21 protein-coding genes are annotated in these 22909 nt (G+C 64.5%); 5 read left to right on the forward strand and 16 right to left on the reverse strand.

Annotation, left to right across the window (positions count from 1 at the left end; translation table 11 throughout):
- Nucleotides 1–95 precede the first annotated feature (95 nt).
- Nucleotides 96–2357: a TonB-dependent receptor gene (locus P0Y64_08615; protein ID WEK44818.1), complete on the forward strand. Its 2262-nt coding sequence runs from the start codon at nucleotides 96–98 to the stop codon at nucleotides 2355–2357.
- A gap of 112 nt (nucleotides 2358–2469) precedes the next feature.
- Here the strand turns inward: P0Y64_08615 and P0Y64_08620 are convergent, their stop codons facing one another.
- The 6 genes from P0Y64_08620 to P0Y64_08645 all read right to left on the reverse strand — a co-directional run bounded on the left by P0Y64_08620 (nucleotide 2470) and on the right by P0Y64_08645 (nucleotide 8631).
- A complete protein-coding gene (locus P0Y64_08620) occupies nucleotides 2470–4197 on the reverse strand; it encodes a sulfatase-like hydrolase/transferase (GenBank protein ID WEK44819.1) in 1728 nt (575 codons plus the stop codon).
- A 90-nt stretch (nucleotides 4198–4287) separates the two neighbouring features.
- Nucleotides 4288–5337, reverse strand: coding sequence for a 5-methyltetrahydropteroyltriglutamate--homocysteine methyltransferase (locus P0Y64_08625; GenBank protein WEK44820.1), 1050 nt, complete (start codon nucleotides 5335–5337; stop codon nucleotides 4288–4290).
- 105 nt (nucleotides 5338–5442) lie between these two features.
- Nucleotides 5443–6060 (reverse strand): VOC family protein, encoded by a 618-nt coding sequence (locus P0Y64_08630; protein ID WEK44821.1) that lies wholly within the window; start codon nucleotides 6058–6060, stop codon nucleotides 5443–5445.
- A gap of 196 nt (nucleotides 6061–6256) precedes the next feature.
- Nucleotides 6257–6898, reverse strand: coding sequence for a carboxymuconolactone decarboxylase family protein (locus tag P0Y64_08635; GenBank protein WEK44822.1), 642 nt, complete (start codon nucleotides 6896–6898; stop codon nucleotides 6257–6259).
- An 11-nt stretch (nucleotides 6899–6909) separates the two neighbouring features.
- The gene (locus tag P0Y64_08640; GenBank protein WEK44823.1) at nucleotides 6910–7302 is read right to left on the reverse strand and encodes a nuclear transport factor 2 family protein; all 393 of its coding nucleotides are present in this window, start codon (nucleotides 7300–7302) and stop codon (nucleotides 6910–6912) included.
- A gap of 18 nt (nucleotides 7303–7320) precedes the next feature.
- Nucleotides 7321–8631 (reverse strand): MFS transporter, encoded by a 1311-nt coding sequence (locus tag P0Y64_08645; protein WEK44824.1) that lies wholly within the window; start codon nucleotides 8629–8631, stop codon nucleotides 7321–7323.
- 130 nt (nucleotides 8632–8761) lie between these two features.
- Here P0Y64_08645 and P0Y64_08650 point away from each other — a divergent pair, with 130 nt between their 5' ends.
- Nucleotides 8762–9538 carry an SDR family NAD(P)-dependent oxidoreductase gene (locus P0Y64_08650; protein WEK44825.1) on the forward strand — a complete coding sequence of 259 codons (777 nt, stop codon included), beginning with the start codon at nucleotides 8762–8764 and terminating at the stop codon, nucleotides 9536–9538.
- Between the two features lie 43 nt (nucleotides 9539–9581).
- On the opposite strand, the gene P0Y64_08655 is transcribed toward P0Y64_08650, so the two are convergent.
- The gene (locus tag P0Y64_08655) at nucleotides 9582–11783 is read right to left on the reverse strand and encodes a TonB-dependent receptor (GenBank protein WEK44826.1); all 2202 of its coding nucleotides are present in this window, start codon (nucleotides 11781–11783) and stop codon (nucleotides 9582–9584) included.
- A 150-nt stretch (nucleotides 11784–11933) separates the two neighbouring features.
- Between P0Y64_08655 and P0Y64_08660 the strand changes: the two genes are divergently transcribed.
- Complete coding sequence (locus P0Y64_08660; GenBank protein ID WEK44827.1) at nucleotides 11934–12416, forward strand: DUF3237 domain-containing protein; 483 nt, start codon at nucleotides 11934–11936, stop codon at nucleotides 12414–12416.
- Nucleotides 12417–12425: 9 nt separating this feature from the next.
- Here P0Y64_08660 and P0Y64_08665 read toward each other — a convergent pair whose 3' ends face one another.
- The 7 genes from P0Y64_08665 to P0Y64_08695 are packed head-to-tail and all read right to left on the reverse strand — an operon-like array spanning nucleotide 12426 to nucleotide 19205.
- On the reverse strand, nucleotides 12426–13124 hold the full coding sequence (locus P0Y64_08665) for an alpha/beta fold hydrolase (protein WEK44828.1): 699 nt from the start codon (nucleotides 13122–13124) through the stop codon (nucleotides 12426–12428).
- Nucleotides 13124–14035, reverse strand: a complete 912-nt coding sequence (locus P0Y64_08670; GenBank protein WEK44829.1) for an NAD(P)-dependent oxidoreductase — start codon at nucleotides 14033–14035, stop codon at nucleotides 13124–13126. The genes P0Y64_08665 and P0Y64_08670 overlap by 1 nt, the downstream gene beginning before the upstream one ends.
- Nucleotides 14035–15333: a phosphopyruvate hydratase gene (gene eno, locus P0Y64_08675; protein WEK44830.1), complete on the reverse strand. Its 1299-nt coding sequence runs from the start codon at nucleotides 15331–15333 to the stop codon at nucleotides 14035–14037. The genes P0Y64_08670 and eno overlap by 1 nt, the downstream gene beginning before the upstream one ends.
- On the reverse strand, nucleotides 15333–16334 hold the full coding sequence (locus P0Y64_08680) for an aminoglycoside phosphotransferase family protein (protein ID WEK44831.1): 1002 nt from the start codon (nucleotides 16332–16334) through the stop codon (nucleotides 15333–15335). Before P0Y64_08680 ends, eno begins: the two co-directional genes overlap by 1 nt.
- A 13-nt stretch (nucleotides 16335–16347) precedes the next feature.
- Entirely contained in the window at nucleotides 16348–17475 is a 1128-nt protein-coding gene (locus P0Y64_08685) for an alpha/beta hydrolase (GenBank protein WEK44832.1), read from the reverse strand.
- 57 nt (nucleotides 17476–17532) lie between these two features.
- On the reverse strand, nucleotides 17533–18306 hold the full coding sequence (locus P0Y64_08690; GenBank protein WEK44833.1) for a fumarylacetoacetate hydrolase family protein: 774 nt from the start codon (nucleotides 18304–18306) through the stop codon (nucleotides 17533–17535).
- On the reverse strand, nucleotides 18303–19205 hold the full coding sequence (locus P0Y64_08695; GenBank protein ID WEK44834.1) for a hydroxymethylglutaryl-CoA lyase: 903 nt from the start codon (nucleotides 19203–19205) through the stop codon (nucleotides 18303–18305). The genes P0Y64_08690 and P0Y64_08695 overlap by 4 nt, the downstream gene beginning before the upstream one ends.
- A 111-nt stretch (nucleotides 19206–19316) precedes the next feature.
- Here P0Y64_08695 and P0Y64_08700 point away from each other — a divergent pair, with 111 nt between their 5' ends.
- Both P0Y64_08700 and leuD read left to right on the forward strand, forming a co-directional pair.
- Nucleotides 19317–19739 carry a MarR family winged helix-turn-helix transcriptional regulator gene (locus tag P0Y64_08700; GenBank protein WEK44835.1) on the forward strand — a complete coding sequence of 141 codons (423 nt, stop codon included), beginning with the start codon at nucleotides 19317–19319 and terminating at the stop codon, nucleotides 19737–19739.
- Nucleotides 19736–20296 carry a 3-isopropylmalate dehydratase small subunit gene (leuD, locus tag P0Y64_08705; GenBank protein WEK44836.1) on the forward strand — a complete coding sequence of 187 codons (561 nt, stop codon included), beginning with the start codon at nucleotides 19736–19738 and terminating at the stop codon, nucleotides 20294–20296. Before P0Y64_08700 ends, leuD begins: the two co-directional genes overlap by 4 nt.
- 7 nt (nucleotides 20297–20303) lie before the next feature.
- Here the strand turns inward: leuD and leuC are convergent, their stop codons facing one another.
- Both leuC and P0Y64_08715 read right to left on the reverse strand, forming a co-directional pair.
- On the reverse strand, nucleotides 20304–21707 hold the full coding sequence (gene leuC, locus P0Y64_08710; GenBank protein WEK44837.1) for a 3-isopropylmalate dehydratase large subunit: 1404 nt from the start codon (nucleotides 21705–21707) through the stop codon (nucleotides 20304–20306).
- Nucleotides 21704–22882, reverse strand: coding sequence for a CoA transferase (locus P0Y64_08715; GenBank protein ID WEK44838.1), 1179 nt, complete (start codon nucleotides 22880–22882; stop codon nucleotides 21704–21706). Before P0Y64_08715 ends, leuC begins: the two co-directional genes overlap by 4 nt.
- Nucleotides 22883–22909: the final 27 nt, after the last annotated feature.

Genomic DNA, 22909 nt, shown 5'->3' on the forward strand with positions numbered 1-22909 from the left:
ACACTAACCAAAAAAGCCGGGAAGAAAACGAACCGACCAATGGGCGGAATAAGGACGGGATTCGTCCGATCCGCGAAAAGCAGGAGGAGGATGCGATGAAGGGTTTCAGAAACAACCGTGTTGCATTGTTGGTGGGAGCGGCGCTGCCGTTTCTCGCGGTGCCGTGCGCGCCGGCTTTCGCGCAGGATGCAACATCGGCGGCGGCCGGGAACAGCGGCGATCAGCGCGCGGCACCTGTCACGGGGAATGACGTTATCGTCACCGCAACGCGCCGCCCGCAAACCCTGCTTGATGTGCCGCTGTCGGTCGCGGTGGTCTCGGGCGAGGCGCTCGACAATATGGGGATCCGGCAGTTCAACGATCTCCAGTCCGGCGTTCCCAACCTCCAGATCGATCAGACCAACGGCAATTTCGTCATCAGCATGCGCGGGCTCGGCTCGGGCGGCGGCAATCTGGCCTTCGAGCAGTCGGTCGGCTTCTTCGTCGATGGCGTTTATTCCGGGCGCTCGCGCTCGTTACAGACCGCGATGATGGACGTCGCCCGCGTGGAGGTCGTGCGTGGCCCGCAGGGCGCATTGTTCGGCAAGAATACCGATGCGGGCGCGATCAGCGTGATTACCGCCGCGCCGACCCGAGATTTCGAGGGCCGGGTGAGCGCGGGGTATGAATTCGCTAACAACGGCTGGAATGGCGACGGCTATCTTTCCGGCCCGCTGACCGAAAACCTGTCGGCGCGTCTCAGCGTGCAGGGCGGCCATGCCGGCGGCTATATGTACAACCGCGTGACCGGCAAGAAAGACAATGCCAACAACTATCTCGGCATGCGCGGGCAGCTTCTGTTCGAGCCTTTCAAGGGCATGTCGGCGAAGCTGAAGGTCGAATATGGCAAGAACAATTACACTGGCGGCAACCGCGCCTATAACGGCCTGGGCAGCTCGGCCGTCGCCAATCTGATCCGGCAGGCCGACGCGCAATATGGCGGTGCGCCCGAAACGCCGAGCTTCGTTCACGTCCAGTCATCGCCTCGTCCGGAATTCTCGCGCACCGAGAATGTCTCCGTCACGCTCACCACCAACACCGATCTCGGCGGCGGTGTGCAGTTGACGACGATCGGCGGATATTCGCACCTGAAGGCGAGCACCGAAAACGATATCGACAATAGCCCCCTGACCCTTGCCGACAATCTGCACACCGAAACCACTACGCAGATCTCGCAGGAGGCGCGGCTTTCGGGCTCGATCGGCCCGCTATCCCTGTTCGGCGGCGTGCAATATTACTATTCGAAATCGCATATCGTTCAGAACGTCTTCTGGAACGCATCCGGTGTAGCCATCTATGCCTATCCAACCAGCACCACGGTCCTCCCGTTCGATCAGACGAGCGAATCCGTCTCGCCATTTGTCGCGGGGAATCTGGAAATCCTGCCCGGCCTGACGTTCGATGGTAGCCTCCGCTACAGCCATGAGAACAAACAGGCGCGGATGCAGCAATTGCCGGGCGGCCCCCCGACGTTCGTGCTCTACGATATCCGCGGCAAGCGGGTTGAGGGGCTGTGGGACTATTCGGGCAAGGCCAGCTACAAATTCAGCTCGCGCGGCCAGATCTATGTCAGCTACGCGACCGGCAGCAAGGGCGGCGGCTTCGTGTCGAACGACACCCAGCTCGGCCGCACCGGCAAATATCAATTCAACCCGGAACGCGCGCGTTCGTGGGAGGCGGGGATCAAGCTGCGCGGCGAGCGCGGCGTCTATGATCTCAATCTTGCGGCCTTCACGACCAATTTCGATGATCTTCAGGTCTCCACCTTCAATGGCATCAGTTTCGTCACGGGCAATGCGGCGAAGGTGCGTTCACGCGGTATCGAACTTGAGGGCAATGTCCGTCCGGTTTCGATCCTGAGCTTCGGCGGCAATGTCGCCTATCTCGATGCCAAATACGTCGACTATCCGGGCGCGACTTGCGTGTTCGGGTCGCCGGCAACCTGCGTGTCGCAGAATCTCGCCGGTTATCGGCTGACGCGTGCGCCGGAATGGAAATGGACCGGCTATGCCCAGATCGATGCGCCGATCAGCGACGATCTGAGCTTCACCGCGCGAGGCTCCGCCAATTATACCGGGCTGACCAATTATCAGGACACGCAGAACCCGGCGACGATGATGCCGGCCTATACGACTTATGACGCACGGCTGGCGATCGCCAGCAAGGCGCAACGCTGGGAGGTCGCACTGGTCGGCCGAAATCTCAGCAATGCGGTGAGCTGGAGCCAGGGGTTCGGCATTTCGGGTGTTCCGGGCGCGACCTCGGTGTTCATCAATCCGGGCCGCACGGTGACGTTGCAGGTATCGAAGAACTTCTGACCGGGCAGATCAAACAAAAGGGGCGGCCCTCGCATCGCGCGGGCCGCCCCTTTTTCTTATCCATGTTGCCGGCGATGCCGCCCGCCCGATTTCCCGGGCGGGCGGCTTTGCATCACGCGGTCTTGTTGGTGACCTGATACTGGCCCTTGTAGAGCGAGCCGTCGTCCACGCCGACTTCGCGCGCGATCAGCGCGTTGGTCATCTTGTTGAGCCGCAGCAGCAGCGCGCGGTTCTTCTCGCGGTTGGCGGGGCTCGCCAGATTGACGATCTCGTCCGGGTCGCGGAGCGTGTCGTACAGCTCGAGATCGTTGAGTTTGATCAGCATCTCCCAGCTCGTCGGGATATGATGCTGATCCGGCGCGAAGTAGCGCGCGAACTTGTAGCGGCCGTCGAATACCCCACGATAGAGCCGGCGCAGCGCGATATCGGGCGCGGCGAGCGGCTTCACATTTTCCACGCCCGGCGCGACGTCTGGCTGGTTCCAGCCATAGGCCACCGCGTAATTGAGCAACGCGCCCTGCTGATCTCGCCCGGTGCGTGCTTCGGGGTGCATGGCGACGGGGGTGAGATCATGCCCCTTGAGCGTCGCGGGGCGTTTCGCGGCATCGATGCCGGCCATGCTGAGCAAAGTCGGTGCAATATCCAGCGTCGTGCCGAGAGCCGCGCTCTGCTGGCCTTTCGCACCTTTCGGGTGTGCGATCACGAAGGGGACGCCGATATCCTCCTTGTAAACCGTGCCCGCCTTCTGCCGCAGCCCGTGCGCGCCGCCGCGCTCGCCGTGATCGGAGGTGTAGATGATGATCGTGTCGTCGATCTGGCCGCTTTCCTCCAGTGCGGTCATCACCGCCGCGACATGGCGGTCGACGTCGCGGATGCAGTTGAAATAATAGTTCTGGAAGCGCTGCCATGCCGCCTCGTCCGCATGATCGAGCTTGCCATAAAATGCCCAGGAAGCCGCGCGGATCGCCGCGTGCGCGCTGGGCTTGGTTGACAGATCGTCGGCGTAGAAGCTCTTGGGCAGCGGTGTTTTCCAGTCCGCATTGTACAGCGGATCGCCCGGCGCCGGGAACAGCGGCGCGATCAGATTGGGCATGGTGCGGGTCTTCTCGCCGTCGCCGCGCGCATCGAAGAACATGATGTCGTGCGGATTGACGAAGTTCACCGCCATGAACCACGGCTTGTCGCCAGCCTTGCCGGCGTCGAAGTCGCGCAGCATGTTGATCGCCTCGGCGGCGGTGGTTCCGTCGTCCATGAACCCCTGCCAGGTCAGGCCGACGCGCTCCCCGTCGAAATTATAGTCCGAGAAGCCGAACGGCTCGAGCAATTCGTCGCCGCGCGGATATTTCAACTTGCGCTCGGAAACCTGTGGCAGCTCGATATCGGACAAATGCCACTTGCCTTTATAGGCCGTGTAATAGCCCGCATCGCGCAGCATGTGGCCGATCGTCGGCACGTCCTTGCGCAATTCCGGGAAGGGCTGGCTGTTCGGATTTAGATACAGTCCGTTCTGCTGAGTATGCTGCCCGGTGTACATCACTGCGCGCGATGGGCCGCAGGGGTTGGTGTTGATCAGGTAATTGTCGAAGGAGACGCCACGGCGGCGGATCATGTCCTGTCCCGGCATCGGCAGTGATTTCGGCACATCGGCAAAGGCGCGCTGCTGGTCAGTAACTATCAGCAGGATATTGTAGCGGCCGTCCTTCCGACGCTCGCTGCGTGGGCGCTCGATCTGTGCGGGGGCTGCTTTGGCCGGTTTCGTCATCGAAACCGCCGCAGCGGCAGCAACCGCGCCGCTGGCACCCGCCAGCAGAGTGCGGCGGCTGAAATCGTTAATAGCCATGGGCCTCTCCTTAAAATCCCGTCCCCGGACCAAGCAAGGTCCGGGGAAAAGCGGCCGGCCCACGCCATTGCGGCGTCGGGCCGGGGATCCTTACGCCGCGCCAAGCTCCTTACGGACGATCCGCGTGCCCTCAACCATCGCGGCGAGCTTCGCGAAGGCGACCTCGCGCGAGTGATATTTCATGCCGCAATCGGGCGCGATCCACAGCCGATCCGCCGACACATGGCGCAGCGCCTCGCGGATACGCGCGGCGATCAGCTCGGCCGGCTCGATCTCATTGTGCGACAGATCAAGCACGCCATACATGATGATCTTGTCGGGAAGCTCGGCGAGGATCGACGGATCGAGCCCCGGCTGCGCCGCCTCGACCGAGATCACGTCGATGCGCGAGCGGTTGAGTTCGGTCAGGAAGTCATAAGCCTTCGGCTTGGTCACCTGATTGCCGTGGACCAGCGCATAGCCAAAGCAGATGTGCAACGCGGTGGTGCCGGTCACGCCATCCAGCGCGCGATCGAGCGCGGCGAGCGCGAAATCGCGCGCATCATGGGCGCGCGCCTGGAGATACGGTTCGTCGAGCTGCACGACGTCCACGCCGGCGGCGAACAGGTCCTTGATCTCCGCATTCACCGCGTCGGCATAATCCATCGCGAGATCGGCGTCGGTCTTGTAATAATCGTTCTGCGCCTGCTTGGTCATCGTGAACGGGCCGGGGAGGGTGAGCTTCACCGGCTTCGACGAATGACGCTTGAGGAATTCGGCGTCCTGCACCTCGATCCCGCCGACACGGCGGATCGGGCCGCTGACGCGCGGTGCCGGATTGGGCTTGCCGGTGCGGTCCATCGCCACGCCGGGGTTGTCGATATCGATCCCGCTCAGCGCATTGGCGAGGCGATTGGAATAGCTTTCGCGGCGCATCTCGCCGTCGCCGACGATATCGATGCCGGCCAGTTCCTGATCGCGGATAGCAACGAGCGTCGCGGCTTCCTGCGCATCGCCCAGCCAGGGTTCGGGAATGCGCCACAATTCCTGCGCGCGGGTGCGCGGCGGCAGGCTCGCCTTCAGTCGCTCGCGGTCGATCAGCCAGTCGGGCTGGGGATAGCTGCCCACGATCGTCGTCGGCAGAAGGATATCGTTGGCCATGTCACCCCTTAATAGGAAGGAGTGCGAAGGATACTTAGCAATGTAAGTTACTGCAAGCGCCGGAGCAGCCGGGAGGCGCGAAACCCCCCGGCTTTTTCCGCGCGATTACTTGGCCAGCGCCATTTCCGCGACGTCGTTCTGGGCAAGCGCCGTCTGGACGATCATGCCTTCCGCCTTGGTGCCGTCGGCGGTCACCGGATCATGCGCCACATCGGCGTCGGTGAATTCCTTGGTCCACGCTGCGAATTCGAGGCACACGCCATCGGGATCGAAGAAATAGACCGAGCGCACGAACACATCATCGTGCATGTGATCCGAAGTCTGCGTATCCGAATTGTCGTGGTTCAGGATTTTGGTGACCGCGATCCCCTTCGACTGCAGCCGATCATAATATTCGTCGAATTTCTCGGCCGGAACGTTGAACGCGATATGGTTCATCGATCCGTGCGCGGACATGAAGTTGCCTTGCGTCGGCAGTGCTTCCGGTGCGGAAATGCCGGGATGCGCCTCGGGTGCGCCCTTGAACCAGAAGAAGGCGAGGCTGTCGCCATTGCCCATGTCGAAGAAGAAATGCTGGCCACGATTACCGGGCAGATCGATCGTCTTGACTAGCGGCATGCCGAGCACGTCGCGGTAGAATTCGACCGTTTTGGCCATATCCTTGCAGACCAGCGCCAAGTGGTTGACGCCTTTGAATTCGAACTGAGTATTGGGGGCCGGCATCATCCTTCTCCTCTTGTACAATCCATCGCGGGCATTTGCTGCCGCGCAGTTGATACGAGCCACGCAAGCGCATGGCCCAGAAGGGAAATAAGCTGTCGCGTGATCCCATCTGCATGGGGTGGCGCGACTCGACTTGTTCCCGCCTTATGACGCTATGTGTAACGCAAATCGCGATAACCGTCAATATAGTTGACGGTTATCGCGACGGGCGCGCGCTGAGGAAGTCGGCCGCATCGAAGCCTTCGGGCGCCGCGACTTCGACGATCGGGTCTTCGCGATTGTCGAATTCCATGCGTAGCGCGCGGGTGATCACGGCGTGCATGTCATAAAGGCAGGTGATGTAGGTGAATTCGAAAATCTGCTCATCGTCCCAGAAGGTCTTGAGCTTGTCGAACACCTGATCCGGCACGCGTCCACCGGCCTGCGCCAGGCAATCGGCATAGGCGAGAACGGCGCGTTCCTGCTCGTCATAACAATCGGCGACGGTCCAATAAGGGATGCCAGCGATTTTCTCCTCGCTGACGCCAAGCCCGCGCAGCGACTTGCAGTGCTGCGAAAAGACGAACTGGCTGCCCTTCACCCAGCCGGCGCGGGTCTGTCCCAGCTCGCGCAGCACTGGCGAGATGCGCCGGCTCGGGTGACGATAGACCGCGAAGCCATCGACCGCGTGCTTGAAGATGTCTGGCGCCAGCGCATAGACCGTCCACCAGTCGCCCGGCGTGCCGGTCGCGGTGCCGGGTTCGCTGACCGGGTCACGGTCTCCAAACAAGCGGTTATAATATGCGAGCACGGTCTCGTCCTTGACCGCGCTGCGTGGAACCTGGCGCAGAACCGGCATCGTCTCTCTCCTCAAGCTTGTGAGTATTTGCGGAATTCGGCGACGTGCGCCGAATCGAAATATTCGTCGAGTCGGGTGATCCGCCCATTCTCGACCTTGCAGATAATCGCGCAGGGCAGGCGCACCGCGCCCCCATCATGGACACGTTTGCCCTCAAGCACATGCTGCTGGACGAAGCCGCCGGGGAAAACATCGACCCGGCGATCGGCGTAGCGTCGGTCGCTGATGCGCGCGACCATGCCGGTGAGCGTCTTCGCGGTATCCGCCGGCGAGACGATCAACTCGTCGGTGTTGTGCCAGATTTCCGCATCCGGCGTGAAGCACGCCTGCATAGCGGCAATATCGCCTTGTTCGATCGCATCGAAAAAGCCCTTGGCGAAGGTGCGCATTTCGGTGTCATTCATGGGCTCTCTCCTGTTTTCTCAATAACCGCCGCCATGGCCGTCGAGATCGCGCTGCACGACGCGGCCGACGCGATATTGCGCGTAAGCGGCGAACGCCGCGATCGGCAAGGTACACAGCAATGCGAAGCGCAAGCTCGCCGCACCGTGGACTGGCGCCAGCGCATCGCTGATCATCCCCACTGCGAGCGGGCCGCAGCCTAGCCCGACGAGGTTGAACATCAGCATCAGCACCGCGGTCGCGGTGGCGCGCGCGCGTGGCGGGGTGAGGTTCTGCACCAGCGCGATCGCGGGGGCGACGAAGATGGTGCATGCAATCATCGGCAGCAGCATGATCGCCAGCGACCATTGCCAGCTCTGCACGAACAGCGCGGCGGCGAAGCTCGGCACCAGCAGCAGCATCGCGACACAGGGTACCATACCGTAAGCCGCAGCGGAGCGCCGCGCGAAACGGTTGACCAACGCTCCGCCGCCCCAATTGCCGAGCCCGAACGTGATGCCGGCGGCCGGCGCAAACCAGGTGGCGAGCGCGGAGACGGGCATCCCCTGCGTGCGCATCAGGAATGCGGGAATCCAATTGAGCATCCCGTAACTGACGAAAGCACACAGCCCGCTGGCGATCGCCACCATCCGCAGCGAGCGATTGCTGGTAAACGCGGCAAGGCTCTGGCCGATCGACGGTGCGGCTTCATCGGCCGGCCGGCCGGTGTCCATCTGGCCACGTGGCGGCTCGCGCACGAGCAGCAGCAGCATCGGGGCAGCGATCACCGCACCGACCACCCCGATCGCGATGAACGCGCCTCGCCATCCGATCGTGGCGGCCGCCCATCCGCCCAGGCCGGCACCCAGGAACACACCCATTGGGCCGCACAGCGTATAGAGTCCGATCGCCAAAGGGCGACGCTCCGGCGGATAATAGTCCGACAATACCGAGTAAGAGGGCGTGCCGCCGCCTGCCTCGCCAACGCCCACCCCGAAACGGGCGAGCGCAAGCTGGGTGAAATTATGCACCAGCCCACAGGCGGCGGTGAATAAGCTCCAAACCACGCAGGCCGCGGCGATCAGTCGCACGCGATGCCAGCGATCCGCAACCATCGCGAGAGGGATGCCCATCAGCGCGTAAAATAGCGCGAAGCTGAGCCCGGTGAGCAGCCCGAATTGCGTATCGGTGAAGGCCATTTCGGCGCGGATCGGCTCGACCAGCACAGACAGTAACTGGCGATCGACGAAATTGAGCGTGCCGATCGCGAACAGCATCCACAAAGCGACCGTGCGGCGTGTCGCGGGGACAGCTTCGCGCGTCCCGATCGTTGTCGCCGATCCTGTTGCCATTCCCGTCCTTGTCCATCCTTGTGATCGATCGGCGTCGACTCTTGTACGCGATGCTTAGATACTTAAGGATATGTGTCAACTGGCTGACGATCGCCGATACGGGCGGCGCGGCGAATTACGGGAGAGCGATGTGGAAATTCTGGGCAGACGCGCGATCATCACTGGCGGCGCATCGGGAATAGGACGAGCCACCGCGCTGAGGCTTGCGGCGGCGGGCGCGGGGCGGGTGACACTGGTCGATGTGAATGAGGCCGGGCTGGCCGAAACGGCCGATCTCGTGCGCGGGGCTGGTGCTGAGCCGCTGATCGTGCGGCTCGATCTTGCCGATCTGACCGCTACGTCAACGTGGCTTGATCAGGTGGTCGCTGAAGGTGCGCCGGATATCCTCCACAACAATGCCGGCGTCGTTTCGGGCGCGCAGGCTTTCCCCGAAATGCCGCTCGATCGGCTGCGCTGGATCGTCGACGTCAATCTCAGCTCGCTCGTGCTGGCGACACAGACGATCGCGCAGGGGATGCGGGAGCGGGGCGGGGGCGTGATCGTCAACACTGTGTCCACCGTGGCATTGGGGCCGGGATTTCGCGATGCGATGTACGCCGTGACAAAGGCGGGGGTGATGATGCTCACCCGCTGCTGCGCGTCGCTGAAGGATGAATGGGGGGTGCGGGTCGCCGGCGTGCTGCCGGGGCTGACCGACACGCCGATCCTGCATACCACCGGTGGCGATCGTGTCGCGGACTGGATGGCGCCGGTATTGGCGAACAACGAGCGCTGCTCGCCCGATGACATCGCGGCGGCGGTGATCGACCTGATCGGCGATGATACGCTCGCCGGCGGCGATTGGGTCGCGGTCAGAAAAGAAAACGGCGTGGTGACCCGCCAATGGGGCCACGACACGCCGTTATAAAGGTGAAACCGTCCCCCTCCCCGTGCGGGGAGGGGGAAGCGGATCAGAACTTCACACCTGCTTCGATCGCGATGTTGCGCGGCGGTTCCACGAACATGATCGCACGCGAAACGGTGGTGATCGGCGCGGGCAGGCGGAACGCGCTGCCGGAGGTCAGTTCGTTGGTCAGGTTCTTGCCGATCAGCGCGATGTGCCAGCGATCATCCTGCGGCGCGAACTGGACGCGCAGATCGAGCTTCGCATAGCCCTTCTGATAGCCGTAGTTCGGGCTCTGGTCGTCGGAGTTGAAGAAGCCCGAGCGCCCACCGAGGATCGCCGTGCCGTCAAGCTTGTAGTCGCTGACGTCAACGCGTCCGTGAACCGAAACGTTGCCCGTGAACTTCGACGTGTACGGCGGGCGCCGGCCCGAAAGATCGCAGACGCCGGCTGGCGCCGGGCCCGTCGCCGTCGCGAGACACGGAGCACCAAGGTACTTGTCGTATTTAATGTCCATATATGCGGCGGACGCGGTGATGTCGAAATAACGGCTTGGCGCGATGCGCAGCGATCCTTCGACGCCCCGCGAGGTCGCTTGGGCCGCGTTCCCGGTAATATAGGTCTGAAGCGTCGAGCTGTATGACGATGTCTGCAGGTCGGTGAACTTGGTGTCATATGCCGACACGTTCAGCGTTGCCCGGCCATCCCACAGGGTCGACTTGAACCCGGCCTCCCAGTTGCGCGAGCGCTCGGGCTTGTAGATGAACGTCGCGTTCGTCGTGCCCAACGTGTTCGACACGAAGCCACCGGATTTCGAACCGCGGCCATAGACGGCATAGACCATCAGATTGCGCGAAACATCGTATTGAACAGTGACCGACGGATCGACGAGGCCCTCGTCTATGGACCCGCTGGCGCTGGTCAGCGGCCGGAAAATCTGACCGCTCAGCAGTTTGCCGCTGAACGTCCCATCCTTCTGCACGTTGGTATAGCGCAGGCTGCCGATGACACGAAGCCCCGCCGCTGGCCGCACTGTTGCCTGCCCGAATCCGGACAGCGTGCGAGCGCTCTGGTGGAAATAGGTCTGGTTGAGCGAGACCAGATTGAAGGCGAGGATGTTGTAATAGAGGTACGGATCTACGTTGTACGTCGATTTGTCGTAATAGGCGCCAACGACATATTCGAGCACGCCGCCGGTGGGCGACAACAGCCGCACTTCCTGCGAGAATTGATGGAAATCCTCGGGGTATTTGTTGGCGACCGAGTTTTCGATCACCTGCCCCGTTCCCGGAACCCGCTGGTCGAAATAGTTCGTCACGGCGCCGTTGAACCACGAATAGCCCGTGATCGACGTAAGTGTATGCGTGCCCAGCTTCAGGTTCGCGGTGACGGAGCCGAGCGCCGAGTTGTTTGTATAGCCTTCCCGACCGAGCGGATAATTGGCCGCATAGCGGACCAGCGTCGGTCGCTGCTCGGTGTTCTCAGGAGTCGAAACGCCCAAACCGCCGATGCGTTCGTAGTTCGACAGTTCCAGCTTGGCGGACATGTTGAAATTGTCGGTCGGTTCCCACAATGCGCTGACACGGAACAATTGCAGCTTGTTGCGGGGCTCGTCGTTACCATTGGCCAGGTTCTTGATGTAGCCATCCTGATCCTGAATGCGCGTCGCGACGCGCAGCGACAGCGTGTTGGTAACCGGGCCAGAGACATAACCCGTCAGGTCATAGCCCTTGAGATCGAAATTGTAGGTGCCGGTGATCCCGCCCTCGAACGTCTTCGTCGGGCCGGCCGAGACGACGCTGATCGCGCCTGCTGGCGTGTTCTTGCCATAGAGCGCGCCCTGCGGCCCGCGCATCACTTCGACGCGCGCGACGTCGAAGAACGGGTTGAGCGCCTGGCGCATCTTGCCCGCGTACACGCCGTCCATATAGACGCTGACCGCCTGATCGAACGAGAAGTTCTGGGGCGGGGAACCGAATCCGCGGATGTAAATTGTGTCGTTGCCGTTGGTCTGCTGGACGAACATGTTCGGCACGAAATTCTGCACGGCCTTGAAATCGGCGGCGGAGAAATCGGCGACCTTCTGCCCGGAAACGACCTCCATCGAGATCGGCACGTCCTGCAATCGCTGCTCGCGCTTCTGGGCGGTGACCACGATATCGGTCCCGGCGCTCTCAACAGGGGCTGCTGCGGGTGCTGAATCGGCTGCCGGTGCGGACTGAGCGACGGCGGGCGAGGCGGCCCCCAGCGTGGCGATGAACGCAGACACGGCGATTCCGGCTAACAAACGATTGAAATTGTGGGACATGGCCCCCCTTCTCCTCAAGTGGCGCGGGCTAGCGCCTTGTCTTCTGACGTACTTAGGGTACGAAGTAATTACGGTTTAGTCCAGCGGGAGTGCGCGAAAATGGTGACAGAAATGACACAGGTGCTCGGTGATTATCTGTGCACGGTCGACTTCCACGTCGGAGGCGGCATCGTGCCGCTGGGGGTGTCGCCGTTCAATGACCGGCGGATCGGTTACATTACCGGCGGCAAGTTCGAAGGCCCCCGCCTGTCGGGTGAGGTGCTTCCGGGAGGCGGCAATTGGTCGGTCGGCGGTCGACTGGGTTCCGATGCCTCGGTCGGTACGCTTGACGCACGCGCGGTGCTGCGCACGCATGATGGCGCGCTGATCTATGTCAATTATTTCGGGCGCAGCGTGATCCCGGACGATGTGCGGCGCGAGTTCGCCGATCCGGCATTGGCCTCGAAGGTCGATCCATCGCGCTACTATCTGCGCATCGCGCCGGTGTTCGAGACTGCCAGCCCCGATTACGCGTGGCTCAACGGCACGCTGGCGATCGGCGTAGGCGAACGCACCGATCTCGGCGCGCGGCATCGGCTTTACGCGGTGCGGTAACGCGGGGCGTCAGCCCCGGTCGATCCAGTCGGTAAGGAGCGCGGTGGTCTGTTCCGCCGCCTCCACCGTCGGCAGGTGGCCGATACCGGGCAGCGTTTCCAGCCGCGCGCCGGGGATGGCGTCGAGCATCTCCTGCTGCTGTTCCACCGTGGTTATCCCGTCCGAAGCGCCACGGATCAGCAGCACCGGAGCGGCGATCGCGCCCAGCGTTGGACGGCTGTCGATCCGCCCCATGATCGCGCGCTGCTGGCGCAGGAAGGTTTCCGCGCCGGTATCTGCCGCCATCCGCCGCGCGAGGCCGAGCAGGGCCGCATCGTCGCGCTTCTCGGGCGGAAACAGTATCGGGATACGTTCCTCGATCACCTGATCGAAGCGGCCGGATTCGACCAGATCGATATAGCCCTGCCGCCGCGCGGTCTGTGCCGGGCCGTCGGCGGAGGCGAGGGTAGCGACCAGCGCGAGCCGCGCTACACGCTCAGGCGCGCGACGCATCACTTCGAACGCGACGAAGCCGCCCAGCGCATGCGCCACCAGCGCGAACCGCTCGGGCGCCGCGTCGAGCAGTCGCGACGCCATGCCCGCGATCGTATCGTCACGTTGGTGATCGGCATGGCGCACGTCGCGGTTCGCCCATGCGGCGATCTGCGGTGTCCATGTCTGTTGCGTCAGCAATTGGCCTGACGCGAGGACGATCGGAAGGCTGGTCATCAAATCACCTGATTGAGAAGGGGGGCGCCCGCCGCCAGCCGACGGACGTTCTCGGCGGCGGCCGCGAGGCTGCGCGCGAGCGTCTCCGGTGTCTGCCATGCGACATGCGGGCTGACGACGACATTGGGCAGCGCGAGCAGGGGATCGGCCGGATCGACCGGCTCTGCCGCGAATACATCGAGCCCCGCGCCGCGCAAATGGCCTGAATGCAACGCCTCGGCTAGCCGCGCCTCATCGACAAGGCCGCCGCGCGCGACATTGATCAGCACCGCGCCGCGCTTCATCGCCAGCGGATCGACCAGATTGGCTGTCTCGTCGGTAAGCGGCACATGCAGCGACACGACATCCGACGCTGCGAGCAATTCGGGCAGCGGCAATTGCCGCCACGGTTTGTCGGCATGAGGGCTGCGCGCCGTGAACACCACCTCGGCGCCCAGCGCCTCCAGCGCGCGCGCCAGACGCGCCGCGCTATTGCCCATGCCGACGAGGCCGATTGTCCGACCGGATATCTCACCCATATTGTCGAGCACATCTGATGGGACCGCCCATGTGCCGGCGCGTGTCGCGGCGTCGAGCGCAACCGTGCGCCGCAGCACCGCGAGCAACAGCGTCAACGCGCATTCCGCGACCGCCTGCGCATTGACGCCCGGCATGTTGCACACCGCGATGCAGCGCGCCTTGGCCGCATCGAGCGCGATCGTGTTCACGCCCACGCCGAGCTTCTGGATCAGCCGCAGCGACGGCGCGGCTGCGATAGCCTCCGCCGTAACGGGGGCGAGGACATGGAGCAGCACTTCCGCGTCGCCCGGCGGCGAACCGGGTTCGATCGCGCGCACCTGCCCCACGCCGAACGTCGCGTCGATCTGCGCCTGAAAGCCAGCGCTCGGGATGGTGTCGATCGCGAGCCGCATCAGCCCAACCGTGCGGCGACAGGCCCGGCGAAGGCGGACGGGCCGGCGAACAACGCGTCCGCGCCCATCTCCTCCTCGATCCGCAGCACTTCGTTCCACTTCGCCATCCGTTCGGAACGGGTGAACGAACCGACCTTGAGCTGCCCCGCGTCCCAGCCGGTAGCAAGGTGGGCGATCGTCACATCCTCGGTCTCGCCCGAGCGGGCGGAGACGATCATGCCCCAACCCCGCGCGCGCGCCGCCTCCAGCGCCTCATGCGCCTCGGTGACGGTGCCGACCTGATTGACCTTGATCAGTGCGGCGTTGCACGCGCCAGCCTCGGCAGCCTTCGCGACGCGCGCGGCATTGGTGACGAGCACGTCATCGCCGATCACCTGCACCTGCTCGCCCACCGCGTGCATCACCGTCGCCATCGTGGCGAAGTCGTCCTGCGACGCAGGGTCTTCGATCGACAGGATCGGGTAGCGTCGCGTCCAGCCGATCACTTCCTCGGCCATCGCCGCGCCGTCCATCCGGCGATCGTCAAGCGCGAGGCGATAGGTATCGCCGTCACCCAGTTCGTTGGCGGCGATGTCGAGCGAGATGAACACATCCTCGCCCGGACGATGCCCGGCGCGCTCGATCGCCTTGGTCAGCGTGTCGAGCGCCTGTTCGTTGGAGGAGAAGTTCGGCCACCAGCCGCCCTCGTCCGCCACGCCAGAGAGCGGACCCATCGCCGCCATCAACTTGCCGGCAGCGCGATAGACCGCATCGGTGATTTCCAGCGCACGGCGGAAGCTGCCGGCGTGTGGCGCCATCACCATGAAATCCTGAATGTCGGTGCGGCGGCCGGCATGCGCCCCGCCGCCGAAAATCTGGATCTCGGGCAGCGGCAGCCGTACCTTGCGATCGCCGGCGAGATAGCGCCACAGCGGCGCGCGTGCGGCGGCGGCAGCGGCGTGGAGCGTCGCCATCGACACAGCGACCAGCGCGTTACCGCCGAGCCGCTCCTTATTGGGGGTGCCGTCGAGTGTGACCAGCGTCCGGTCGATCGCGGCCTGATCGCGTGCGTCCATTCCCTTCAGCGCCGGGGCGATTTCGGCCGCGACATTCGCCACTGCCTTCGCCACGCCCATCCCGCCAAACGCCGCGCCGCCGTCGCGAAGATCGACTGCCTCATGCGCACCGCGCGAAGCGCCGGCCGGCGCGATGGCGCGGCCGATCGCGCCGTTTTCCAGCTTCACTTCGGCCTCGATGGTCGGGCGGCCGCGTGAATCCCAGAGCTGGCGGGCGAGGACGTTGGCGATACGGTTGGTCATCAAAACTCCATGGGCCATTCGGCGATAAGTTGGTCGATTGTCGGGATGTCGGCGGCGAGCAGCGCCAGTGCGCGGGCGCGCACCACCTCCCGCGCCGTCGCGTCTAGATAGGGAGCGGGCGATTTGCCCTCGACCCGCGCGAGCAGCAGCGCCGCCACCAGCGCACCGGCTCGCTTGGCGAGCGCCTCGGCCGGCTCCCATGTCACGCCCCCGAGATAGTGCGTGACGAACGCACTTGCGGATTGTTTCAGCGGCGCGGCATAGTCGGCGAGCCAGATCGTCTTGAGCAACAGATGCGTAGTGCAAAAGGCGAGATCGAATGCCGGGTCACCATAGACGGCGCATTCGGCATCGAGGAACAAGCCGCCCTCCGGCCCGCATAGGATATTCTTCGGGCTGACGTCGCCATGGACCAGCGCCATGCGCCGCCCCTGAAGATCGTCGGCGATTGTGTTCAGCCGCGCCGCCACTTCCGGGTGGTTCGCTGCGACATAGCGCAGGAAGGGCGAGATACGCAGCGCGTCGAACAGGTCCATGCTGTCGAAGTCGCGCGCGATCGCCGCGTCGTTGGCGGTCGCGGCATGGATACGGGCGAGATCGCGACCGAAGCCGCCGGCGAAAGCTACGTCGACCCGGCCGGCGATCAGTTCATCGCGCCATACCGGATGCGATTCCGGCTCCAGATAGGCGAGCGCGAATAAATGCTCGTCCGGCACCGCAGCCACCACTTCGGGCGCCAGCCGCGCGTCGATCCGGCGCGCGCGCCGCAGCCAGCGCACCTCATTTTCGGCGCGCTCCACAGGGGCGAGCCATTCGGCCGCTACGCGCAATTGCGGCCGCGCGCGCTTGACGACGATCGGCGCGTCATCGCCGATCCGCGCCAGCCACACGTCGCACGATACGCCGCCGGAAAGCGGGGTGAGCGTGACCGACTGACCATCGCGGACTAGGCCGGCGCGGCGCAGGGAATCGATGGTGGCGGCTTCGCCTGTATCGGTCACGCTCGTTCCTCGCTCAGCTCTTGGCTTCGATCCAGGCAACCATCAGGTCGGCCGCCACATCGCGCTCCGCGTCCGAATCCTCGAAGTAATGCGCGCCGGGGATCAACTCGATCTGCTTGTCGGTCGAGCCGATGTTGTCGAAGATCTTGCGTGCGTCGCTCGGGAACACGCCGGTGTCGGCGGTGCCCTGCACCACCAGCGCAGGCGTATCGAACTTGGCGAGATGCGGCGCGCCCTGGCACGGCGAGGTTTCGAGGCTCCACATGTTGAGCCAGGTCTTGATCGTGTTGACGCGCCCGATCGAGGGGGTGCGGTTCGCCACCGCCGGATCGCCGCGATAGCACAGGCGGGGCTTGCGATCGGACGGATCGAGCGACGGATCCATGCAGCGAAGATCGCCCCAAACGCGGAACATCGGGAACAGGCGGTCGGGAGTGCCGGCGTCGTTGAGTCGCTTCAGCTCGGTCTTTGCCCAATCGGTGATGCGCTGGTTGCGCGCGCGCTGCGCGGCCCGATAGCGAGTGACGAATTCTTCAGAATAGGGCGGGGCGTTGTCCGGGCTGAACGGATCGAGCGATGGATCGGTCGCGATCGGATCGTTCTCGTCCACCACCGATGCATCGAGCCAGTCGGTCAACACCTCTGGGCGGCCCTGATGCGCGTTGAGCGAGATATAGAGATCGGCCTTGATCAGATTGTTGAGCGCATCCAGCCCCGCACCCGAAAGCTCGGCGCCCAGGGTCGGCTTGATCGCTTCCGCCTGATAGGCGCCCATCAGCGAACCGCCGCCAGAATTGCCGAGGATCACGATGCGCTCCACGCCCGCCTCTTCTTTCAGCCAGCGCATGCCCACGCCGATGTCGAGCACCGCGTGATGCAGCAGGAACTGATCCTCGAACCCGCGATAGCGCGTGTTCCAGCCAAGGAAGGCAATTCCGCGTCGCGCGAAATAGGGCGCGATGTAATGTTCCATGAAATCGACGTTGTAATGGGTCGCGATCACCGCGGTCTTTGGCTTCTTGCCTGCTGGGGTCCAATAGATGCCCTGGCAAGGATGGCCGCCCGCCTGAATGCGCGGCGCGGTGGGGGAAGTCTTGCCGATAAACTGAACGTCCAGTCCGATCGTGTCGCGCGGGTCCATTTCCGCTCCTCTCAAATTGCTTAGATATCGAAGGTTAAAGGGGTGTGCGGGCAAGGTCTAGTCTGACGTATCAAAACTTACCGAGACCGGCGCGAAGCTGCCGATCCGTGCCTCGAAACGATTGCCGCGCCGGGCAGCGAGGACCGGGCCGAGCGCGCCGCTCATGATCACCTCGCCGGCTTTGAGCGGGTAACCTCGCGCGCTGGCATGGCGTGCGAGCCACGCCAGCGCATTGAGCGGGCTGCCCATCGTCGCGCTGCCGCGTCCCTGCGATTCGATCGTGCCATCGCGGGAGAGCGTCATCTCCATCTCGGCGAGCGCGAGGCCGGTGATCGCGGTTTCGGGGCCGCCGAGCACAAAGCCCCAGCCGGATGCGTTGTCGCCGACCGTATCGACCAGCCCGATATCCCAATCGCGGATCGCGCTGTCGACGATCTCAAGCGCTGGCACGGCATAGGCGACCGCGTCGGCGAGATTCTCGCCGTCATTCAGGTCGGATGCGAGCACCAGCGCGATCTCCGCCTCGACGCGTGGCGCCATCAGACGCGTGTCGGTGATCGTCGCGCCGCTGGTGAAGGCACGGTCGGCCCACAACCAGCCGCTGTCCGGCTCATCGACGCCGAGTTGTGTCTGCACTGCGGCCGAAGTCAGCCCGATCTTGCGACCGACCGTATAGCCCCCGGCCGCGCGACGGCGCGCGGTGTTGATATCCTGAATTGCATAGGCGTCGGCCGCGCCCAGCTCCGGGTGCGTATCGCGAAATGGTGCGATCGGCGTGCCCGAGGCGCGTGCCGCGGCGATCCGTGCAGCGATCGCCTCGTGCAGGGTCATGCGGAAACGGCCGGAAAAGCGGGGGCGCAGCGTACCTTGCCCGACAGGTCGCGTCCAACTACGCCGGTCAGCCAGTTCGCCGCGTCGATCGCCAGCGCGCGATCATAGCCGGTCGCGATGTCGGAACGATCGAGCAAATATAGCACATCCTCGGTCGCGACATTGCCCGATGCGCCCGGCGCGAACGGGCAGCCGCCGAGCCCGCCAAGTGCGGCGTCGATCACGGTCGCCCCCGCGTTGATCGCCGCCCAGACGTTCGCGATCGCGGTGTTGCGCGTATCATGGAAATGGACCCGCACCGGGAGTGGCGCGATCGCCTCGACCACCCGAGCCACCGCTTCGCTCACCTGCCCCGGCACCGCGACGCCGATCGTGTCCGCCAGCGCGACCTCGCGCGGATTGGCGTCGGCGGCGCGCTTTGCCATCTCGACGACGTGCGCGAGCGGCACTTCGCCCTCGAACGGGCAGCCGAAAGCGGTGGCAATTGTGATCTGCGCCCCGCGTCCTGCGCCCCGCGCCAGCGCGACCGTCTCACGTGCCACCTCAAGCGACTCCGCGCTCGTCTGTCCCTGGTTGCGGATGCCGAAGCTGTCGCTGGCGATGCACACCGCGCCAAGTTCGTTGATCCGCGTCGCCAGCGCGCGTTCTGCGCCGCGCCGATTGAGCACCAGCGCGATGAAGGTCACATCGTCGCGATCCGGCAGGCCCGCCGCCACCTCGTCGGCATCCGCCATCTGTGGCACGCGGCGTGGATTGACGAAGCTGGTCACTTCCAGCCGGCGCGCACCAGCGATGATCGCGCGCTCGATCAGCTCAAGCTTCTGTGCGGTCGAAACGATGCTCGCTTCGTTCTGCAATCCGTCCCGCGGGGCGACCTCGACGATTTCGATAGCAGGCAACGATTGCTCCTTCCGAAAAAGATAGTATGCTAAGTAAATCGCGTTCGCAAGTCGGTCCATAGCCGCCGGCACGGCTTGCGCCGCGCGATGCAACACCGTTTAAGCGGGTTCATGCGGTCGATCGAGTTGATCATTCATCTGTTCCAACGATTCTGCTGGCTCGACGAGGGGCTTCAGGCGCGGGTTCATGACAAGGGTTGGCCGGATATCAGCCGGGCGCAATCGATGGTGATGGTCAACATCGTCAGCGGTGTCAGGCGTCCGTCGGAGATCGCGCGCCGCATGGGGGTTTCGCGACAGGCGATTCACAACACGATCGCGCAGATGGTCGAAAAGGAAGTCGTCACGCTCGAGGACGATCCTGACGACGCCCGTCACAAGCGCCTGATGCTCACCCCGTTTGGGGAGCAGATGCGGGGTGATGCACAAGCCGCGATGAGCGAGCTTATCGCGCAGATCACCGCGAAGGTGGGGCAGGAACGGTTCGATATGTTGCTCGAAACGCTGGCGGCGGATTGGGGCAAGTCGGTATGAAGCCATGGACCATGGTCACCTCCCGCGCGGCGCTGTTGCCGGATGCGGATATCGACACGGACAAAATTCTGCCCGCGCGGTTCATGAAGGGATTGGATCGGCGCGGGCTCGGCGGCCATCTGTTCACCGACATGCGCGAGATCGATCCGCGCTTCGCGATCGATCCCGTCGCGCGGATATTGGTGGCTGGGCGCAATTTCGGCTCCGGTTCGTCGCGCGAGCATGCGGTGTGGGCGCTTGACGATCACGGCATCCGTTGCGTGATCGCGCCGAGCTTCGGTGGAATCTTCAGCGGCAATGCCGCGACTAACGGGCTGTTGCTCGTCGCCCCCGCGCCCGATGATTACGCCGCGCTGCTCGATCAACTAGCGAGGGCGCCGGAAGCGCCCATCACGGTGAACCTGCAGGATCGAACGATCACCGTCGGCCCACTGACCATTTCCTTCGCGATCGATCCCGACCTGCGCGACGCGTTGCTTGCCGGGCTAGACGATATCGGCCGCACGCTACGCCATGCCGATGCGATCGACGCTTTTGAGGAGCGGGCGTCGACCTGAGTTCGAACTAAAGCGCCGCCACGTCGATGATCCGGCCAGCGATCGCGGCGGCGGCGGCCATGGCGGGGCTCATCAGATGGGTGCGGCCGCCGGCGCCCTGCCGGTTCTCGAAATTGCGGTTCGAGGTTGCCGCACAGCGTTGGCCAGGCGCGAGCCGATCCGGGTTCATGCCCACGCACATCGAACAACCCGGCTCGCGCCAGTCGAAGCCGGCGGCGGCGAAAATATCCGCCAATCCCTCTTCTTCCGCCTGTTGCCGCACGAGGCCCGATCCGGGCACGATCATCGCGCCGACATTCGCCGCAACCTGGCGGCCGTGCACGACTTCGGCGACGGCGCGAAGGTCTTCGATCCGGCTGTTGGTGCACGATCCGATGAAGACGCGATCGATCGGCAGTCCGGCGATCGGCTGGCCCGGGGCGAGCCCCATATAGGCCAAAGCGCGCTCCTGCGCGGCGCGATCGAGCGGGTCGGTGGTGGCGCTCGGATCGGGAATGGCCTCATCCACCGCAATCACCTGCGAAGGATTGGTGCCCCAGGTGACCATCGCGCGCAGCCCGGCGGCCGCTACCTCGACCTCACGATCGAAGATCGCGTCGGGCGCGCTTGCGAGTGTGCGCCAATGCGTGACGTGCCGTTCCCATTCCTCGCCCTGCGAGGCGCCGGGGCGCCCGCGCAGATAGGCAAAGGTGGTTTCGTCCGGCGCGATCAGCGCTGCACGGCCGCCCATCTCGACCCCGAGATTGCACAGTGTCATCCGGCCTTCCATCGACAGCGCGCGTACCGCCGGTCCGGCGAATTCGATCGCATGCCCCAACGCGCCATCTACGCCGATCGCGCGCAGGATGCCGAGCGCGAGATCCTTGGCGGAAAGATGCGCGGGGAGCGCGCCGGTGATGTTCACTCGCATCGTCTTTGGTTTGCGCAGCCGAAGCGTCTGCGTCGCCAGTACATGCTCGATTTGAGTCGTGCCGATGCCGAATGCCAGCGCGCCGAACGCGCCGTGGGTGGACGTGTGGCTGTCACCGCACACGATCGTCATGCCGGGATGGGTGCGGCCCTGCTCCGGCGCCACGACATGCACGATCCCGTTGCGCGGATCGCCCATGTCGAATCGCTCGATCCCATAGCGGATGCTGTTTTCCACCAGCCGCGCGAGCTGCGCGCGCGCTTGCGGGTCCGCGACGGCGTCGATGCCGTCCTCCTGCGCGACGGTAGGGACGTTGTGATCGAACAGCGCCAGTGCGCGCGCCGGCTGGCGCACCGCCCGGCCATGCGCCTCAAGACCCGCGAAGGCTTGTGGTGAAGTGACTTCGTGGAGCAGGTGGAGGTCGACGTAGAGCAGGGTCTCGCCGCCATCCTCCAGGATGCGGTGGCGATCCCAGATGCGGTCGAAAAGCGTGCCGCTCACACGATGCCGCGCTGCTTGAGATCCGCCAGTGTTGCCGCGTCGTAACCGACCTCGCCGAGCAGAGCATCGGTATCGGCGCCCACCGCAACCGGCGCGGCCGCGCGTATGCCGCCGGGGGTGCGGGAGAGGCGAGGGAAGACGCCCTGCATCGGCAGCGTGCCGTGGTTTTCGGTCTCGACCGAGACGATCGCCTCACGCGCCGAAAAGTGCGGGTCGGCCAGCATGTCGCGCGCGGCGAACATCCGGCCAGCCGGGACCGCATAGTCCTCCATCAATTGCTCGACCGCCGCGACGGTCTGCCCGCGCGTCCACTCGGCGATCATCTCGTCGAGCAGATCCTGGTTCAACCCGCGCGCATTATGCGTCGCGAAGCGCGGATCGTCACCGAGTTCGGGCTGGCCCATGGCGGTCGCCAGCCGGCGGAAGATCGCATCCTGATTGCCCGCAATCAGCAATTCGCCATCGCTGCACGGATAGACGTTCGACGGGGCGATGCCCTTCAGGATCGAGCCGGAGCGCGCGCGGACGTGGCCGGCGGCGGCATATTCGGGAACCAGCCCCTCCATCACCTGCAGCACCGATTCGAACAGGCTGACGTCGATGACTTGTCCGCGCCCGCTCTTCTCGCGTTCGTGCAGCGCGGCGAGCGCGCCAAGGCAGCCATAGGTGCCCGCGAGGCTATCGCCGATCGATACGCCGAGGCGCGACGGCGGGCGGTCGGCCGTGCCCACCAGCGCGCGCCAACCGCCCATCGCTTCGCCGATCCCGCCGAAGCCGGCGCGGGTGGAATAGGGGCCGGTCTGCCCGTAACCGGAGACGCGCACCACGATCAGCCGGGGATTGGCCTCACACAAATCGGCCGGCGCTAGATTCCACTTTTCCAGCGTGCCGGGGCGGAAATTCTCGATCAGCACATCGGCGGTGGCGATCAGCCGCCGCGCGATCTCCTGCCCCTCCGAGGTGCGCAGGTCGGCGGCGACCGAGCGCTTGTTGCGCGCGATCACCTCCCACCACACCGGCGGATCGCCCGCGCCCCATTGACGCATCGGATCGCCCACCTTGGGCGGCTCGATCTTGATCACGTTCGCGCCGAGATCGCCGAACAACTGGGCGCAGAACGGCCCGGCGATCAACTGTCCCAGCTCGACGACGCGAATGTCCGAAAGTGGCCCCACAACGATCCCCAACAAAACTTAGATTGC

It is taken from the genome of Candidatus Sphingomonas colombiensis, from assembly GCA_029202845.1.
GTDB lineage: Bacteria > Pseudomonadota > Alphaproteobacteria > Sphingomonadales > Sphingomonadaceae > Sphingomonas > Sphingomonas colombiensis.